Here is an 18,960-nt window from a genome sequence, read left to right on the forward strand (position 1 = left end):
AATGAATAAAGCTTCCTTATTCTTATTGTTCGCGTTCAGTCTGATCCCTGCCAGGGAAAGTCAGGCGGCTGATGCGCAGGATGACTATACGTTTGATCCTTCATTAGTGCGCGAAATGATGCCGGGACAGGTTGCGATGCCGGATGATGCGCAGGATGCCTGGTTTCAGCCGGGTCGTTATGATGTGGAACTTTACCTCAATGGTAAGTTTCAACAATCCACAACCTTGCAGATCGTGCGGGCAGGCGGACCGCTCTCCGTGTGTCTTCCGTCGCCGTTTTATCACGCGTTTGGTGTCAAAGCGCATTATTTGTCTGCCCTGAAGGCGACAGGCTGCGTCCGGCCAGACGCGCTTTTACCCGGCGCCGCCGTTAACGTCAATACCGCCAGCTTACGCGTCGACGTATCCATCCCCCAGGCGATGCTGGTTCAGCGGCCTGTGGGCTATATCGCGCCGGAAAACCTGACGGCTGGCTCGACCATGGCGTTCGTGAATTACAACCTTAACCAGTTCTATTCAGATTACAAAAATGCGCAGCGTTTTGAATCCACCTATCTGGGCATCAACAGTGGTATGAACGTGGGAATGTGGCGTTTTCGTCAGCAGGGAAACCTGACCCATGATGAATGGGGTAATCGCTGGCAAAGTGCCAGAGCCTGGGCGCAGCGGGCATTGCCTTCGTTGCAAAGTGAGGTCGGGCTGGGGGAGCTTTTTAGTCAGGGCGACTTGTTTAATGCCGTCAGTTTCAACGGTGTGAGTCTGGACTCGGACGACCGTATGCTGCCCGATTCTGTTCGGGGCTACGCCCCGGTCGTGCGTGGCGTAGCAAACAGCAACGCACGCGTGACCGTCTGGCAGGGCAAACAGCGGATCTACCAAACCACCGTGCCGCCGGGGCCGTTTATCATCAACGATCTCAGCCCGGTCAGCTATGGCGGCGATCTCAAGGTTGAGGTTCAGGAGTCTGACGGCAGCCTCCATCAGTTTAGCGTGCCCTATGCGGTGTTACCGCAGTCGCTGCGTCCAGGCCGAACCGACTACAACTTTGCGGCCGGTAAAGTCAGGGATTACAGCCAATACAATACGTTTACAGAGTTAACCGTTAAGCATGGCCTGACAAACGCCATTACCCTTAACGGCGGCGCGCGTCTGGGTGAGCACTATCATGCGGTGCTGGCCGGTGGCGTTTGGGCGTCCGATTTCGGTGCCCTTGGCTTCAACAGCGCCTACTCTGAAGCCGACCTGAACGGCGGCGAGACGACCGAGGGATGGCGCTACGAACTCAGCTACAGTCGTACCTTCCAGCCTACCCAGACCACGCTGACGTTTGCCGGCTATCAGTATTCCACTCAGGGCTATCGGGATCTCAATGATGTTATTGCATTAAATAATGCAGAAACGCCAGGCCGCAACAATATCAGTAGCGAATATATGCAGCGTAATCGCCTGCAGATGACGGTTAACCAGACGCTGGGTGAGTGGGGAAATATCTATATTTCCGGCTCGAAGCAAAATTACTACGACGGCCGTTCACGCAATACGCAGTTTCAGATTGGCTATGGCACCGTGCTGCCAAAAAATATCGCGCTGAATATTTCCCTGTCCCGCCAGTATTCGCGCAGAGCTTACTCAAGCGATCCGCGTATGGCCGTGATGTCGCAACATTCAGACGACACCTTTTATAAAGATACCCAGTTTCAGGTCAGCATCTCGGTTCCGTTAGGCTCAGAAGCCACGTCGCCTTATTTAGCGCTGGGGGGAACCCGTGGAAGCCAAAATGGCAGTAACTATAACGCCTCACTCAGCGGAATAAGCGGCGAGAGCGGCACCAGCTACAGCCTGAATATCAATCGTGATCAGCAACAACGCGACACAACGTTAAGTGGCAGCCTGGGCAAAAAACTCTCAGAAGCCAGTCTGACCGGTACGGCATCCACATCCTCACGGTTTAAACAGATGTCCGTCAATGCGATGGGCGCGGCGGTGATCCACAGCGGTGGTGTAACGCTGGGCAATTATCTGGGTGACACCTTTGCCCTTGTCGAAGCGAAAGGGGCCAGGAATGCTCGCATTTTGAATAGCCAGGGCACCGAAATCGATCGCTTTGGTTATGCCCTGGTGCCATCGCTCAACCCTTATCACTACAACAGTATTTCGTTGGGGGCCAGCGGCAGCGATAGCCATGTCGAGATTCAGGACAGTGAAAAAATCGTCGCGCCTTATGCCGGTGCGATGGTGAAGGTGACGTTCAGGACCTTACGCGGTTATCCGGTCATGTTAAAGACCCGCACCAATCGCGAGACGACGGTGCCGGTGGGGGCGGATCTGCTCGACGATGCAGGCAACCGGGTGGGGACGTTTGGTCAGGGCGGCAATGCCTGGTTACGCGTCGCGAAAACCCAGGGACAGTTGAAAGCCGTATGGGGAGAGGACGCGAAAGCATCCTGTTTGATTGACTACCACATCCCAAAACCTAAACCCGATGCGGTGATTACCTACGCGGATGCTGTATGTCGTTTTTAAAATGTAAGGTTTTAACGATGAAGTACGTTTTAGCTGTGATGGCATGCTTTCTTTTGGCGGCATGGCTACCCGCTCATGCCACCTGCACGCGGGTGAATCCGGTCGATCAGGGATGTGATGCCTGCGGAGCGTCCCTGAATTTCGGCAATATCGGCTTGATGAATCTACGTTATCAGCCCGCAGGCACCGTGCTGGCCCGCTCGGTATTTCGTGTGGTACCGGCCATCAACAATGCCAATCCGGATCGCGTGTTATATCAATGCGATCTGGCAGATAAAGACCAGCTGTTTGAAGTCTTCGCCACCAATGGCGACAGTAACGTTGGCGGAGCCTGGGACATGGGCGGCGGTTATTTTCAGACTTATTTTCCCTTCACCGCGTTAAAGCTGATTCATGTGCGAAGCGGTAAGCCTTTTACCCGTATCTGGCAAAAAGTGCCGCTGACGCAGTATGACATTCAGGGGAATAAAATCCTGATCCGCGGGCGGGATTTCAGCCCCATCAGCGCCGAATTGATCCGTACCTCTGAAAACAATCGCACGCCGGGTTATTCGTCGTGGGGATGCCCGGCGGCGGCGGCGGACAATTATACCGGCTCGTACAACTGCAATCAGCCGAACGGCTATGTAGTGTTTATGGGGCCGGGGATGGATGTGCCCGAAGCGGGCCAGGACAGCTGGAATCATTTTGAAACCTGGGGGTCCGGACGCTATATGGCTTTCGGTATGAATACCGCGCCGGTGGCCACCCTGACGCAAAACCTCACCCAGGGCTGCCGGGTTGAAAATTACACCGCGAACGTGATTTTCCCCAGTATCAGTATTAATGCCCTCAATGAAGGGCAAACCGCGACGGCTCCGCTCAGCATTACGCTGGCCTGCGCGGCGGGGACAGATAAGATTTCCGGGATAAACTCAGGCCAACTGTCACTGGGATTTCAACCCAGCTACGCCGCGTGGTTGCAGGCACAGCAGTTAGGTCTGACGTCTGGAAGTGGGATTTCCAGCTACCTGGTGTCCGATCACTATGACAGTTTGCCTTCACTGGCGAAAGGCGTGGGGATTCAGCTGAAAACCTCCGGGGGAAGTGCGGTATCGTTTCTGAGCTGGAGCAGTTTTAGCAGCAATGCAGGATGGCGGCCGGTGCTGGAGGACGCGCAGGTTATTAGCAGCGGTCAGCCGAGTGACGAAACGCTGTATCAGCGTAATTTCACTGCCAGTCTTGCAAAGCTTCCTGGACAAACGGTCACGGCGGGCAATGTTGATGCGACGGCCTCGATCCTCATTCGGCTGCAATAATATGAAAAAGATCCTGCTGCTCGTCATGTGCATCATTACTCACTCCCAGGCCGCGGTTATTCCGCAGCAAAGCCGAATCATCTTTCATCCCGGCGAGGTGCAAGTCCCGTTGTTGTTGGTCAACAGCGGTGAATCTCCTGTCCTGATCCAGACCTGGGTCGACGGCGGCTCACCGGAAACATCGCCCGGCAGTAAAGCCTTTCCTTTTGTCGCACTCCCCGGGGTTTTTACGCTGAACAAGGATGAAAAAAAACAGATCGCGGTTTTGCGCACCGAGCTGGCCGCACAGCTTCCCACCGATCGGGAATCCCTTTACTGGCTCAATCTTTACGAAATCAGTTCAGTGAAAAAAAGCAGTCTGCGGGCGGGCAACGATAAGATCAGTGTGGCGCTGAACACCCAGCTTAAAGTGATTAATCGCCCGTTTACGGATTCGATGCCTTTTGCGGCACGCGTTAAGGCGGTTACGTTTCAGATCAGGAAAACACAAGGGCAGTTTTTTATTCAGGCCAGCAATCAGAGCCGTTACTTTTTTACCCCAGGGAAGATGACGGCGACGGCGGGCGGAAAACATTATCCTGTTTACCTGGACGGGGATAAAACGCTGGCACCTTTCGCCAGTAAACGTTATCCCCTGCTTGGTGACTCGCCGCTTTTAGCGACAGGCAACGCTGTGCTTAACTTCACCGCGCTGGACGACCAAGGGAATCCCCAGGCGTTCACGGCCAACCTGAACCTGGCTTCTGGCTCACCGTGAACCCGCCGCGCGCGGGTGGTCGCATTGGCTGCCACCCGTCTGCGTCATCAGTAAACCATGACGACCTTGCCGCGCATATGGCCTTCCAGCACGCGCTGGTGGGCAGCCTCAAGCGTTTCTACACTCAGGCCGTGAAGCGTTTCGTTCAGCGTGCTTTGCAGCTTGCCGTCGTCCAGCAGGTCGGCGACGGCATTCAGGATTTCCCCCTGCTGCGCCATGTCCGGCGTGTTGTACATGCTGCGTGTGTACATAAACTCAAAGTGCAGCGCGGCGCTTTTTAGCTTCAGTTGATCCATCGACAGTGGATGTTCGTTCTCAACAATGGTGCAGATGTGGCCCTGAGGAGCAATAAGCTGGCTCATGGTGTCCCAGTGGCCATCGGTGTCGTTTAGACAAAAAATATAATCAACCTGCTTAATGCCGTGCTTTTCCAGCTCAGCAGCCATGTCTTTGTAGTTGATCACCAGATCGGCTCCGCGATCGCGGCACCACTGGGCGGAATCGTCCCGTGACGCGGTGGCGATCACTTTGGCTTTACTGCGCATTTTCGCCAGAGGAATTGCCAGTGAACCTACGCCGCCTGCACCGCCCACGATCAACAGCGTTTGATCCTCACGCGCCGCAGCCATATCCAGCCGTTCAAACAGGCCTTCCCATGCAGTCAGCGCCGTCAACGGGATAGCAGCAGAAGCAGCCCAGTCGAGTTTTTTCGGTTTATGACCGGTGATACGTGAATCGACCAACTGCTCCGTGCTGTTACTGCCCGGACGAGTAATATCGCCCGCATAGTACACTTCATCGCCTGGCTTAAAGCCGCTGACTTTACTGCCGGTTTCCAGCACGACGCCGCTGGCATCCCAGCCGAGAATACGTGGTACCTGCAAACCATTTTTGATCGCCCCTTTGTGAACTTTGGTATCGACCGGATTGACCGAGGCGGCTTTCACCTGAACGCGCAGGTCATACTCGCCTGGCGTGAGGGTTTCCGGGAAAATTTCAACGAAGTTTTTTGGGTTTTCTGGATCAACAGCAATTGCGCGAACAGACATAATTTTCTCTCCTGTAGTGTTCTCTAAAGTGTAGAACCCCGAGACGATGCTGATAAGATGGACAATAGTTATTACAGTGTTCGTCTGAGGTGAACAATGGCGTTTCGTCAGTGGCAGGATATGGCGCTGTTTGCGTTAGTGGCGGAGTGCGGCAGTTTTACCGCCGCGGCAGAACGGGCAGGCTTACCGAAATCCAGCGTCAGCCAGCGGATTAGCCAGCTTGAACAGCGGCTGGGCATCCGGTTGTTAAACCGCACCACGCGCCAGCTCAATCTGACCTTTGCAGGGGAACGCTATCTGCTGCACTGCCAGGAGATGATGCAGGCCAGCGAGCGCGCCGAACAGGCCATTGCCAGTCTACGGGAAAATCCCAGCGGTCGCCTGCGCATCACCAGCCCGGCGGGCATTGGCGCAACCTTGCTGGCCCGCTGCAACGCTGCGTTTTTACGCCACTATCCTGACGTCACGCTGGATATCTCTGTCTCGGATGATATTCGCGATCTGGTGCAGGACGGCTTTGATCTGGCCTTACGCACCGGTCAGCCGCAGGAGTCGTCCCTGATTGGTCGCCGCGTCGGCTACTGCCAGCGCTCGCTGGTGGCCGCACAAGCTTATCTGGACCAGCATCCGCCGATTACCCATCCCCAACAGTTGGCCGCGCATCGCTGTATTGCGCACCGGGCCTGGAACGAGTGGGTGCTGAAACGCGACGATCAATATCATCGTTGGCTGCTTCCGCCTGCGCACCTTACCGATAATTTACTCTATGCCCGTGAGTCGGCGTTGGGATGTGCCGGTATTACGCTACTGCCCCGCTTTTTAACGGACGGCGACAGGGGCGATGCGCGTCTGGTAACGGTGCTGCCGGAATGGGAAATGGAGGGGAATGAACTGTGGCTGGTGTATCCCAGTCGTAAACTGAACTCGCCTGCGCTGATGAAATATATTGAATTTGCTTTGCAGTCGCCTGTGTTCCGCGAATTTTACCGCTGAAGAAAAGAGAAGGGCGGCATCGCTGCCGCCCCGCAATTACTTAGTAATACGCTTGTACTTGATACGTTTCGGCTCCAGCGCATCTGCGCCCAGCGTGCGTTTCTTGTACTCTTCGTATTCGGTAAAGTTACCTTCAAAGAATTCGATCTTGCCCTCATCCTGATAATCCAGAATGTGGGTCGCGATACGGTCAAGGAACCAACGGTCATGCGAGATCACCATGGCGCAGCCAGGGAACTCAAGCAGGGCGTTTTCCAGCGCGCGCAGGGTTTCAATGTCCAGGTCGTTGGTGGGCTCATCGAGCAGCAGCATGTTGCCGCCCACCTGCAGCAGTTTTGCCAGATGCAGACGACCACGCTCACCACCGGACAACTCGCCCACGCGTTTGCCCTGATCCACGCCTTTAAAGTTAAAGCGTCCTACATAGGCGCGACTTGGCATTTCGGTGTTGCCGATACGCATAATGTCCTGACCGCCAGAGACTTCTTCCCATACGGTTTTGGCATTATCCATGCTGTCGCGGAACTGATCGACAGAGGCCAGCTTCACGGTTTCACCCAGCACAATCTCGCCGGAATCCGGTTGTTCCTGACCGGACATCATGCGGAACAGGGTCGACTTACCGGCGCCGTTCGGGCCGATGATGCCGACGATGGCCCCTTTCGGTACAGAGAACGACAGGCCGTCGATCAGTACGCGGTCGCCGTAAGATTTACGCAGGTTGCTGACTTCCAGCACCTTGTCACCCAGACGGGCACCCGGTGGAATAAACAGTTCGTTGGTTTCGTTACGTTTCTGGTAGTCGGTGTTGTTCAGTTCTTCAAAGCGAGCCAGACGGGCTTTACCTTTAGACTGCTGGCCTTTTGGCCCTTTGCGTACCCACTCCAGCTCTTTCTCGATAGATTTGCGACGTGCGGCTTCGGAAGAGGCTTCCTGCGCCAGACGGGCATCTTTCTGCTCCAGCCATGAGGAGTAGTTCCCTTCCCACGGAATGCCTTCGCCGCGGTCCAGCTCCAGAATCCAGCCTGCAACGTTATCAAGGAAGTAACGGTCGTGGGTAATCGCCACCACGGTGCCTTCGAAGTCGTGCAGGAAACGCTCCAGCCAGGCGACAGATTCTGCATCCAGGTGGTTCGTCGGTTCGTCCAGCAGCAGCATGTCTGGTTTTTCCAGCAACAGGCGGCACAGGGCGACACGGCGGCGTTCACCACCGGACAGGTTCGCAATTTTTGCGTCCCAGTCGGGCAGGCGCAGGGCGTCGGCGGCGCGTTCCAACTGGGTGTTCAGATTATGGCCGTCATGCGCCTGAATGATCTCTTCCAGCCGTCCCTGCTCGGCAGCCAGCTTATCGAAATCTGCATCTTCTTCGGCGTATAAGGCATACACCTCGTCGAGACGTTTCAGCGCACCGACCACTTCGGCCAGCGCTTCTTCCACGGACTCGCGCACGGTGTGCTCAAGGTTAAGCTGCGGTTCCTGCGGCAGATAGCCGATTTTAAGACCGGGCTGCGGGCGGGCTTCCCCTTCGATATCTTTATCGATACCGGCCATGATGCGTAGCAGCGTAGATTTACCCGCACCGTTCAGGCCGAGCACGCCAATTTTTGCGCCGGGGAAAAAGCTAAGGGAGATGTTCTTCAGAATATGTCGCTTTGGCGGAACTACTTTGCCGACGCGATGCATGCTATAGACGAATTGAGCCACGTTGTATTGAGCCTCTGGGTCTGTTTGTCGTGTGGATGATGTCGAAGTTTAGCCTTTTTCGCTGCCTATTCACAGCCGATGCGCCGGGATAATTCCGTGCCGGGGCGCAGTTTGGCATAACTGTTTGATTTGTGTCCGCTGTCCGACCGGGCGGCAAAAGGCCGCTTCCGGTGACGTGCGTATCATGACGAGCATATATAGCGCAGGTGACATGAATCCACCTGAGCGTAGCAGCAGGTCATTGCCAGTGCGTGACAAAACGACGTCAGGGAAGGCGGACGGGAATGTGTTGTTGCGTTAACCACTGACTCAGTGCCGGTTCAGGCGCGCTGTCGCTGACCAGTAAATCAAAGCGGGACAGCTCGCCAATACGCGCGGGCAGGACTTTGCCATATTTGCTGCTGTCGGCGACCAGAATACGCTGGCGGGCGCGCAGCATGGCATGGTGCTTCATCGGCAGTTCGTTGAGGTTATAGCAGGTCGCCCCCTGATCTTTATCCACGCCCGCCGCAGAGATAAACGCTAGGGTGGGACAGAGATCATCCAGAATGGAATGCCCGCCCACGGGCGTGAACAGGGCATTGTCGGCATGAAATTCACCGCCGCTCAGGATCACATTGCAGGCCGGTTTCTCTTTTAGCGCCAGAAAGGTATTCATGGCACAGCAGATGGCGGTAAAGGGCAGGGCATCCGGAATCGCATCCACGACATAGGGCAGGGTGGTGCCGCAGTCAAAAAACACCGTGTCATTTTCACTAATCAGGCTGGCAGCAGCCTGAGCGAGTCGCTGCTTTCTGGCTGCATTTTGTCCGTGTTGGTCGGAGATGAAATAGTGCCCGGGATGGCTGCGCGGATCGCTGACGATATAACCGCCCAGCAATACCACGCTTGAGGTCGGTTCACTTAAGTCCCGACGTACGGTCATTTCCGATACGTCCAGCAGCTGTGCCGCATCTTTCAGATGTAATTTATCGGTGCGCTTAAGTGCCAGAGCCAGTTTACGAATGCGTTCGTCGCGGCGGGTTTCCATTGTCATCTCTAAACCTGTATTCCTTGAAGAAGACGTCATACGTCCTGGCCTGTCACATCGCTGGCGTGCCGTTAACCTTACCTGAAACCGCCGCGTTTTTACTCAGCCCATAACAAATTTCAAAAAATTTAAGGCGTTGCAGGCTTTTCAGGCAAGATTTTTATCTTACCCGCAATGCCTTCACCCCGCAAACCCGGGCTGTGGCCACTGAATGCCCGCCTTCGCGTCACGGTGTTTGTTATAATATTAACATTAAACCCGGGCGGATTCCGGCTTTATCGATCAGTTATGTCACAATATATGTGAAATTTATCACATAATTAACCTCTGTGAATTGTTAGTGTTATTTTTATAACATTTTAGCGGTCTTTTACCGGGGGAAGAATGGACATTGCGGTTATCGGTTCAAACATGGTGGATTTAATCACCTATACCAACAGTTTTCCCAAGCCAGGGGAAACGCTGGAAGCGCCCGATTTTGCAATGGGTTGTGGCGGTAAAGGGGCCAATCAGGCCGTGGCGGCAGCAAAGCTGGGTGGCAAGGTAATGATGGTTAGCAAAGTGGGCGACGACCTGTTTGCGCCCACCACGTTAGCCAATCTGCAACAGCAGGGCGTGGATACACGTTTCGTCACCACCGAAGCCGGTGTCTCCAGCGGTGTGGCCCCCATCTTTGTTGATGACCAATCGCAAAACCGCATCTTGATTATTAAAGGCGCGAATCAACATCTCAAGCCCGCGGACATCGATGCTGCGGCTGAGGCGCTGAAGGGCTGCCGGTTAATCATTCTGCAGCTGGAAATTCCGCTGGAAACCGTTTACTACGCGATCGATTTTGCCCGCCAAAATGCTATCCGCGTCATCCTCAATCCTGCCCCCGCCCTGGCTGAGCTGGATATCGCGTATGCCTGCCAGTGTGACTTTTTTATGCCCAATGAAACGGAGCTGGAAATCCTGACTGGAATGCCGGTGGGGACGGAGGATGAAGTGAGGCGGGCAGGCGCGTCCTTACTGAAACGTGGCCTAAAGAATCTGATCGTGACCCTGGGCAGCCGCGGATCGCTGTGGATGACCGGCGATGACTGTCATCAGGTTGACCCTGTGCCGGTTAAAGCACTGGATACCAGCGGTGCCGGTGATGCGTTTATTGGCTGTTTTGCCTACGAACTGGTGCAAACCGGTGATATCCCTGCCGCCATGGCGAAAGCCTCTGCCTACGCGGCCTGTAGCGTCACGGCACGCGGTACGCAGCGTTCTTATCCTGACTCAACCGCTTTTCAGCGCTTTCTCGACCTTCAATGAGGTACGGCCATGCACCAGAACATTGTTCAGCAAGATGACGGTTATCTAAATAAGACCCCGCTGTTCCAGTTTATTCTGCTTTCCTGTCTGTTCCCGTTGTGGGGCTGTGCGGCAAGCCTGAATGACATTCTGATTACGCAATTTAAAAGTGTGTTCGCCCTGAGCGATTTTGCCAGTGCCCTGGTGCAGAGCGCCTTTTACGGCGGCTATTTTTTGATTGCGATTCCGGCCTCGCTGGTGATCCGCAAAACCAGTTACAAGCTGGCGATTTTAACCGGGCTGGCGCTGTATATCGTCGGCTGTATGCTGTTTTACCCCGCCTCGCACATGGCAACCTATACCATGTTTCTGGCAGCGATTTTTGCTATTGCCATTGGGTTAAGCTTCCTGGAAACGGCGGCGAATACCTACAGCTCAATGATTGGTCATCGCCAACATGCCACGCTGCGTCTTAATATCAGCCAGACCTTCTATCCGCTAGGTGCTCTGATGGGCATTGTGTTGGGAAAATATCTGGTATTTCAGGATGGGGAAAGCCTGCAAACACAGATGGCAAACATGACGGCGGAGCAGGCCCACGCGTTCCGCTTATCGATGCTGGAACACACTCTGGAGCCGTATAAATATCTGGTGATGGTGCTGGTGGTCGTCATGCTGCTGTTTATGTTCACCCGTTATCCGCGCTGCAAGCCGCAAAGCAACGAAAAAACGTTGCCGACGCTGAGCGAAACCTTCCGCTATCTGGCAAAAAATCGCCATTTTAAACGCGGTATTCTGGCGCAGTTTCTCTACGTCGGCATGCAGGTTGCAGTGTGGTCCTTTACCATTCGTCTGGCCCTGACACTGGGGGCGACCAATGAGCGTGAAGCGTCCAGCTTTATGATTTACAGCTTTATCTGTTTCTTTATTGGCAAGTTTGTCGCCAACATTTTAATGACACGTTTCCGTCCAGAGAAAGTCCTTATCGTCTTTTCTGTTTTAGGCATGATAACGCTGGCCTACGTCATGCTGGTGCCCAATTTCACCGCTGTTTATGCCGCCGTGTTTGTTAGCGTGTTGTTTGGTCCCTGCTGGGCCACGATCTATGCCGGTACGCTCGCAACGGTAGACAGTAAATACACTGAAGTCGCGGGCGCGTTTATTGTGATGTCTATCGTCGGGGCGGCATTTGTGCCCGCCTTGCAGGGCTTTGTTTCCGACCATCTGGGATCGATGCAGCTGGCATTTGGCGTGTCGCTGCTGTGTTTTGCCTGGGTTGGCTTCTATTTTTGGGGCGAACTGCGCCACAAAAAGCAGCCGCGTCATCGCGCAAACCTGGCGGAGGAGGGACTATGAAAACCCGTTTACCGTTGCGCCGTGAACAGTTTTCCGCCACGCCGACGTTGCTGCTGGAGAGCGAGGATTTCAGGGTCGAGCTGTTTCGCTATCCTGCGGGCATTGAGGCCATTCGCATTCACAACCGGCGGGGCACGGTGATTGTGTTGCCCTTTCTGGGCCAGATGGTATGGGATGTGAATTTTGATGGCCGAGCCCTGACCATGGGGCACCGGTTTAAACAGCCGCTGCCGGGTGACACTATCATCGATACGTACGGCTGTTTTGCCTTTCATTCTGGTCTGCTGGCGAATGGCTGCCCTGGCGCGGAAGACTCGCATCCGCTTCACGGTGAAATGGCCTGCGCCCGCATGGATTCCGCATGGATAGTGCTGGAGGATGAGCGTCTTTCTGTCGAAGGCGAAACCGAATACATCAAGGGGTTTGGTCACCATTATCTGGCGGCACCGGCGGTACGGCTAAGGGCCGATCAGGCGCGGCTGATGCTGGAGATGACCGTGACAAATCTGGCTGGCGCACCGATGCCGTTGCAATACATGTGTCACATCAACAGCGCGTGGGTTGAGCAAGGGCAGTTTAAACAGACGATTCCTGACGAGGCGTTTCAGCTGCGCCGTTCTGTTCCGGCACATGTGCGGCCCACTCCTCAGTGGACCGCCTTTACCGACGCCCTGGCCCGCGATCCCACCGCGTTCCGGCAGTTAGATCAACCTGCAATGTACGATCCGGAGATTGTCTTCTTCGCCGATCATCTGGCGCAATACGGTGAGAACGTTCAGTTTGAACTCCATTCCCCGGCCGGTTATGCCCTGATGACCCGCTTTTCCACCGCGCAGTTTCCGCATGCGACGCGCTGGATACTGCATAATGCGGATCAGCAGGTTGCTGCCTACGTACTGCCCGCCACCTGCCGTCCAGAAGGCTTTGCAGCGGCACAACGCGCCGGTACGTTGATGGCGTTGATGCCCGGTGAGCACCGTCATTTCCAGGTTGAAACCGGCGTGCTGTAAATCGCCCAGGCCGACGCGTTATGTGACGAAACGTCAGGTGCTTTTGACGCTTCTGCTGCCACGACAGCGTTGGCGTGAGTCTCTTCTGCATCAGAACGCGTTAGGCAGGCAGGATGATCATCCATGTGGCGAAAGCCCGTGGATAGCGCGTCTTATACCCATCTGCCTGTTCACGTCTTCTACCTGCTCGCCTGTAAGCCATTTAAGCCACCGCAGCCTGTTCTGGCTGGACACACAGCAGATCGCTATCGCCGTTTTATCGTTGAGCATCCCGCTGTTAACCCTGCGTCGGCTTGGTGGAAAACGCGATCCACCTGACGTTCTAAGGCGGCAGGAAAGTGCGATGCTGCCTAATGCAGCCAACATCCCTTATCTTCCTCAGGTCAATTTATGTGACAAAGATCACATAAATTGACATTAGTCATCCTTATGAGAAAACTCGCCCTTCCAAAAATTGAATGATAATGATTATTATTTATATTGTTATTGTCATTAACAACTACTCATTTAATGCAAATAAACCACATAAAATGTAGTTTTTTAGCTCTTTTGTGGACATAAATTCTCAAAAATTTTGACCTCATGGGTGAGCCGTCTCGGCTAAAGGTTACTGAATCTGAATTGACTCGCGTGGTCTGGCGCAGGCTGCTGCCCTTTTTAAACGGTGGCTGGGCGGCTTACGCCTTTAATAAAGGAACGGGATATGGTGGTACGTAAGCAAAACCCGTCGGTGCCTCACCGACAGCTGTCTGATGCGGTCCTTACTGCTCAGGACTTTATTTTCAATGATGCGCAAATTTCGGCCTGGCATCAGCAAACGCAGGAGGCGCTGACGCTGATCACCCACACCGTTCAGCGCGTTGAGAAACCCTTCAGCGGTATCCTGCCTCACGAGCTGGCCCCGGCTTTTAGCGCCGTCGATCTTGACCAGCCGCTGGGAAATAATGAGGCTGCGCTGGAAGAGTTAGGATCACTGTATCTGCGTGATGCCGTCTGGTTCCATCACCCCAAATACGTGGCGCACCTTAACTGCCCGGTGGTACTGCCATCGCTGCTGGCGGAGCAAATCATGGCCGCGGTCAACAGCTCCGTGGATACCTGGGATCAGAGCGCGGGCGGAACGCTGATTGAACAGAAGGTTATTGACTGGACGCTGAGCCGCATCGGTCTGCCGGCGAGCGCAGACGGCATCTTTACCAGCGGTGGGACGCAGTCAAACCTGATGGCGATGCTGCTGGCACGCGACAGCTGGTGCGCCGCACATCATCCGGGCCATCTGATCAAACATCAGGGCCTGCCGGCCGATGCCGCCAAATGGCGCGTCCTGACCTCCAGACTGAGCCACTTCAGCATTCAGAAATCGATGGCCATTCTCGGCCTGGGCTACGATGCGGTCATTCCGGTGGATTACGACGACGATTACCGCATGGACAGCGTGCAGCTTGCGCACGAGATTGCGCGTTGCCACGAGCAGGGCCTGATCCCGATTGCCGTCGTCGCCACCAGCGGCACCACCGATTTCGGCAGCATCGATCCGCTGGAAACCATCGCGACACTGTGTCAGCAGCACGGCATCTGGATGCACGTCGACGCGGCGTACGGTTGCGGTCTGTTGGTTTCGGAAGCGCATCGCCAGCGCCTCAACGGCATTGAAAAAGCCGACTCGGTGACGGTGGATTATCACAAGTCGTTCTTCCAGACCGTGAGTTGCGGCGCGTTCTTCGTGCGCGATAAACAGCACCTCAGCCACGTGACGCACCATGCTGATTACCTTAATCCGCTCAGCGCTCAGCAGGAAGGGACGCCAAACCTGGTGAATAAAAGTATTCAGACTACGCGCCGGTTTGACGCGCTGAAAATGTGGCTGACCTTGCGCATCATGGGGCCGGCGAAGCTGGGTGAGGCGTTTGACAGCCTTATTACGCTAACCCAGGCAACCCATCAGTTGCTGAAAGCCCATCCGGTGATTGAGGTCCTGCACGCGCCTGAACTGACCACCCAAATCTTCCGCTTCGTGCCGCGCCCCGGCATGAATCCGGTACAGCTGGACGTCATCAATGCCGGTATCCGCAAGGCCCTGTTCCGTTCCGGTAATGCGGTGATTGCCGGTACCAAAGTGGATGGCCGCCAGTACCTGAAATTTACGCTGCTTAATCCCACCACCTCGCTAGCTGACATGGAAGATGTGATTGCCTTGATCGCCCATTACGGTCGCGAACAGGCACGTGACATGACATTACAGGTGGCTAACCAGTGAGAACGGCGCGATGAACAACAGAATTTATGACTTTATCGGTATTGGTATTGGGCCTTTTAATCTCAGCCTGGCCTGTCTGAGCGAGCCGGTTGAGGGGCTGAACGGCCTCTTTCTGGATCAAAATCTGGGGTTCGACTGGCATACCGGCATGATGCTGGAAAGTGCGCACCTGCAAACGCCGTTTATGGCCGATCTGGTGACGCTGGCCGATCCCACCAATCCTTACAGCCTGCTGAATTACATGAAACAGAAGGGGAAAATTTATTCGTTCTATATCCGCGAAGACTTTTTCCTGATGCGTAAAGAGTACAACCAGTACTGTCAGTGGGCGTGCGCACAGCTGAGTAATTTGCGCTGGAATACGCGGGTAGATTACGTGAGCTACGACGATGCCCAGCAGTGCTACCGTATTCGCGCGGTGGATACGCTCAGCGGGCAACAGCAGGAGTGGCTGACGCGCAAACTGGTACTGGGCACCGGGCCTGCCGCGTGGCTGCCGGAGTGCAGCCGATCGCATCAGTCGCGCTTTACCCATTCCAGCCAGTATCTGGCGGACAAGGCGGAGCTGCAGAAAAAGAGCACCATCACCGTGCTGGGGAGCGGTCAGAGCGCCGCAGAGATCTATTACGACCTGCTGACGGACATCGATCGGTTTGGCTACCAGCTTAACTGGATAACCCGCGCACCGCGCTTCTATCCCCTGGAATACACCAAGCTGACGCTGGAGATGACCTCGCCAGAATGGGTCGACTACTTCCACGCGCTGCCGGGGGAAAAACGTGATGCGCTGAACGCGCGCCACAAAAACCTCTACAAAGGCATCAACAGCACCTTAATCAATGACATCTACGACCTGATGTACGTCAAGCAACTGGATGGCGCGCTGAACGTTAACCTGTTCACCCATTCGGAGCTCACCGGCATGCGCTGGTTGCCGAGTGGGGAGTTTGAACTCGCCCTGCATCAGCAGGAGCAGGATTGTGCGTATACGCGCCGCACCCAGGGGCTGGTGATGGCTACGGGTTATCAGTATCGCCCGCCGATGTTTATCGAAGGCATCAGCCAGCGTCTGCGCTGGGATGAGAAGGGCCGTTACGACGTCCAGCGCAATTACAGTATTGACCAGCATAACCAGATCTTCGTGCAGAACGCAGAGCTGCATACGCACGGCTTTGTCACGCCGGATCTCGGCATGGCCTGCTATCGCAACTCGGTGCTCCTGCGTGAACTCACCGGTCGGGAAATTTATCCCGTCGAGCGGCAGATCGCCTTCCAGACCTTCCCGGCCCAATCGGAACATTGATATGTCACAGTCAACGCTTTTCACTGCGGCCCGACCTGCGGGCCAGTTTACCCTCCGTGCCATGCAGCCCGACGACGTGATGCTTATTCACCGCTGGGTCACGCGCGACTACGCCCGTTTCTGGGGCATGCAGGATCACTCGCCCGAACAGGTCGCCGAATTCTATCAACAGCTGACGGCAAAAGATCCTCATGCGGCCTTAATCGGCTGTTGCGATGGCGAACCGGCGTTTCTGATCGAATGCTATCGCGCCAGCGAGGATGAGGTCGGCAGGCATTATCCCGCACAGCCAGACGACTACGGCATGCATATTCTGATCGCGCCCGCGGTGAACCCGGTCAGCCAGTTTAGCTGGCAGGTGTTCAGTACGGTCATGGACTACCTGTTCAGCCGCCCCGAGGTCAACCGCGTGGTGGTCGAGCCGGACGTGCGCAATGACAAAATCCATCGCCTGAATAAACGTGCCGGTTTTCGCTATCAGCACCAGATTGATATGGAACATAAAACCGCCTGGCTGGCCTTCTGCCAGCGCGAAGATTATCAACAGGCTCTACTGCAGGATTCACTGATGAATAACACCACACCGCTGTTGAACGGTTCACACCTTACCGGCAATGACTGGCTGCAAGCCAACCGTTTACTGATTCGCAAAGCGATTGCCGAATTCGCGCACGAAAAATTGATCGCGCCTGTCGACATGGGCGCTGGCCGTTATCAACTGGCCGTACCGGGGGGCGAATCGGCATACGTTTTTTCCGCACAACGCCGGGCGCTTGACCACTGGGAAATCGATCTGGCGTCGCTGGAAAAACAGGAAAACGGCCGCCGTTTACCCTTGGATGCGCTGCAGTTTATTGAGGAGTTTAACGCGCAAATCGGCATTTCTCAGGCGCTGCTGGCGACCTATATGGAGGAGATCAGCAGCACCTTGTGCAGCAGCGTGTTTAAACTGCAGAAGAACAATCCAGACAGCCAGGCGCTGGTGACGGCGGACTTCCAGACCGTCGAATCCGCGATGACGGAAGGCCATCCCTGCTTTGTCGCCAATAACGGCCGTATCGGTTTTGATGCGCGCGATTATCTGGCTTATGCCCCCGAAGCCGCCACGCCGGTAAATCTGATCTGGGTGGCCGTGCATCGCCGTAATGCCCACTTCTCCAGCATCAGCGAGCTGAGCTATGAGCGCCTGCTGCAGGAAGAGTTAGGACAGTCTGTGCTTGACCAGTTCGCCGCTCAGCTGGCGAGCCAGGGTGTCGTCACGGACGACTATATCCTGATGCCGGTCCATCCCTGGCAGTGGCAGAATAAACTGTTGACGGTGTTTGCCGCGGATATTGCCAGCCAGGACATTATTTATCTGGGGATCGGGGACGATGGCTATCAGGCGCAGCAGTCGATTCGCACCTTTTTCAACCGCAGTCAGCCGGGTAAACGCTATGTGAAAACGGCGCTGTCGGTGCTGAACATGGGCTTTATGCGCGGCCTTTCTCCTTACTATATGGCGACCACGCCCGCGATTAATGAATGGCTGGAAAGGCTGGTGGCAAAGGATGACTGGCTCCAGCGCTGTGATTTCCGCATCCTGCGCGAAGTGGCCGCTGTGGGCTATCACAACCGACACTATGAACGCGCCATTCAAGGCGACTCCGCTTACAAGAAAATGTTTGCGGCCCTGTGGCGCGATAATCCGGTCACTGATCTGCAGCCCAACCAGCGTTTAATGACCATGGCCGCGTTGCTGCATGTCGATCACCATCAGCAGCCGTTACTGCCCGCGCTGATCGCTGATTCCGGCCTGCCTGCGGAACAGTGGATTAGTCGTTACCTGAACTGTTACCTCAGCCCGCTGCTGCACTGCTTCTATCAACACGATCTGGTGTTTATGCCTCATGGCGAAAACCTGATCCTGCTGCTGGAAAACAATGTGCCGGTCAGCGCCTATATGAAGGACATTGGGGAGGAGATCGCGGTGATGAATCCGGATGCCGTTCTGCCTGAAAAGGTGCAGCGACTGGCGGTGGACGTGCCTGAGCACCTTAAACTGCTGTCGATCTTTACCGACGTTTTCGACTGCATCTTCCGCTTTATCAGCGCGATTTTGCACCAGTCGAATACGCTGTCGGAAAGCCAGTTCTGGCAGTTGGTGGCGCAGTGCGTGAAGGACTATCAGCAGGCGCACCCGCAGCTTGCCAGCAAGTTCGCCCGCTACGACATGTTTGCGCCCGAATTTACCCGCTCCTGCCTGAATCGCCTGCAGCTGGCGAATAACCAGCAGATGATTAACCTGTCCGATCCCGCAGAAAACCTCAAGTTTGCCGGCACGCTGGTTAACCCTATTGCCACATGGCGCTGACCCCTTAGCGGTGTCAGCACGTCGGACAGTATCAGCGCGGTCGCT

13 protein-coding genes are annotated in these 18,960 nt (G+C 55.2%); 10 read left to right on the forward strand and 3 right to left on the reverse strand.

The annotated features are described in order from the left end of the window. Window position 1: 1 nt before the first annotated feature. From CMR03_RS09420 to CMR03_RS09430, 3 genes are read left to right on the forward strand one after another with little or no spacing between them, the layout of a single operon-like run. A complete protein-coding gene (locus CMR03_RS09420; RefSeq protein WP_096011374.1) occupies window positions 2-2,524 on the forward strand; it encodes a fimbria/pilus outer membrane usher protein in 2,523 nt (840 codons plus the stop codon). Between the two features lie 17 nt (window positions 2,525-2,541). Beyond that, the gene (locus CMR03_RS09425) at window positions 2,542-3,822 is read left to right on the forward strand and encodes a fimbrial protein (RefSeq protein ID WP_096011375.1); all 1,281 of its coding nucleotides are present in this window, start codon (window positions 2,542-2,544) and stop codon (window positions 3,820-3,822) included. Window position 3,823: 1 nt separating this feature from the next. After that, window positions 3,824-4,579, forward strand: coding sequence for a fimbrial biogenesis chaperone (locus CMR03_RS09430; RefSeq protein WP_063878319.1), 756 nt, complete (start codon window positions 3,824-3,826; stop codon window positions 4,577-4,579). A gap of 47 nt (window positions 4,580-4,626) precedes the next feature. On the opposite strand, the gene CMR03_RS09435 is transcribed toward CMR03_RS09430, so the two are convergent. Beyond that, window positions 4,627-5,628 carry a zinc-binding alcohol dehydrogenase family protein gene (locus tag CMR03_RS09435; RefSeq protein WP_096011377.1) on the reverse strand — a complete coding sequence of 334 codons (1,002 nt, stop codon included), beginning with the start codon at window positions 5,626-5,628 and terminating at the stop codon, window positions 4,627-4,629. A 96-nt stretch (window positions 5,629-5,724) separates the two neighbouring features. Between CMR03_RS09435 and CMR03_RS09440 the strand changes: the two genes are divergently transcribed. Continuing rightward, on the forward strand, window positions 5,725-6,621 hold the full coding sequence (locus CMR03_RS09440; RefSeq protein WP_063878321.1) for a LysR family transcriptional regulator: 897 nt from the start codon (window positions 5,725-5,727) through the stop codon (window positions 6,619-6,621). Window positions 6,622-6,657: 36 nt separating this feature from the next. On the opposite strand, the gene ettA is transcribed toward CMR03_RS09440, so the two are convergent. Beyond that, window positions 6,658-8,325, reverse strand: coding sequence for an energy-dependent translational throttle protein EttA (ettA, locus tag CMR03_RS09445; RefSeq protein ID WP_063878322.1), 1,668 nt, complete (start codon window positions 8,323-8,325; stop codon window positions 6,658-6,660). A gap of 265 nt (window positions 8,326-8,590) precedes the next feature. Further along, on the reverse strand, window positions 8,591-9,355 hold the full coding sequence (gene deoR, locus CMR03_RS09450) for a DNA-binding transcriptional repressor DeoR (protein WP_063878323.1): 765 nt from the start codon (window positions 9,353-9,355) through the stop codon (window positions 8,591-8,593). Window positions 9,356-9,739: 384 nt separating this feature from the next. Here deoR and rbsK point away from each other — a divergent pair, with 384 nt between their 5' ends. From rbsK to CMR03_RS09485, 6 genes are all read left to right on the forward strand, one after another. Continuing rightward, on the forward strand, window positions 9,740-10,657 hold the full coding sequence (gene rbsK, locus CMR03_RS09455; protein ID WP_096011378.1) for a ribokinase: 918 nt from the start codon (window positions 9,740-9,742) through the stop codon (window positions 10,655-10,657). Between the two features lie 9 nt (window positions 10,658-10,666). After that, a complete protein-coding gene (fucP, locus tag CMR03_RS09460; protein ID WP_096011379.1) occupies window positions 10,667-11,992 on the forward strand; it encodes an L-fucose:H+ symporter permease in 1,326 nt (441 codons plus the stop codon). Continuing rightward, on the forward strand, window positions 11,989-13,002 hold the full coding sequence (locus CMR03_RS09465; RefSeq protein WP_096011380.1) for an aldose 1-epimerase family protein: 1,014 nt from the start codon (window positions 11,989-11,991) through the stop codon (window positions 13,000-13,002). The genes fucP and CMR03_RS09465 overlap by 4 nt, the downstream gene beginning before the upstream one ends. Window positions 13,003-13,705: 703 nt before the next feature. After that, the gene (locus CMR03_RS09475) at window positions 13,706-15,259 is read left to right on the forward strand and encodes a pyridoxal phosphate-dependent decarboxylase family protein (protein ID WP_096011382.1); all 1,554 of its coding nucleotides are present in this window, start codon (window positions 13,706-13,708) and stop codon (window positions 15,257-15,259) included. A 10-nt stretch (window positions 15,260-15,269) separates the two neighbouring features. Beyond that, on the forward strand, window positions 15,270-16,562 hold the full coding sequence (locus CMR03_RS09480) for a lysine N(6)-hydroxylase/L-ornithine N(5)-oxygenase family protein (RefSeq protein WP_096011383.1): 1,293 nt from the start codon (window positions 15,270-15,272) through the stop codon (window positions 16,560-16,562). A 1-nt stretch (window position 16,563) separates the two neighbouring features. After that, window positions 16,564-18,915, forward strand: coding sequence for a GNAT family N-acetyltransferase (locus CMR03_RS09485; protein ID WP_096011384.1), 2,352 nt, complete (start codon window positions 16,564-16,566; stop codon window positions 18,913-18,915). Window positions 18,916-18,960: the final 45 nt, after the last annotated feature.

This window comes from Pantoea allii (assembly GCF_002307475.1).
In the GTDB taxonomy this organism is placed as follows: Bacteria; Pseudomonadota; Gammaproteobacteria; order Enterobacterales; family Enterobacteriaceae; genus Pantoea; species Pantoea allii.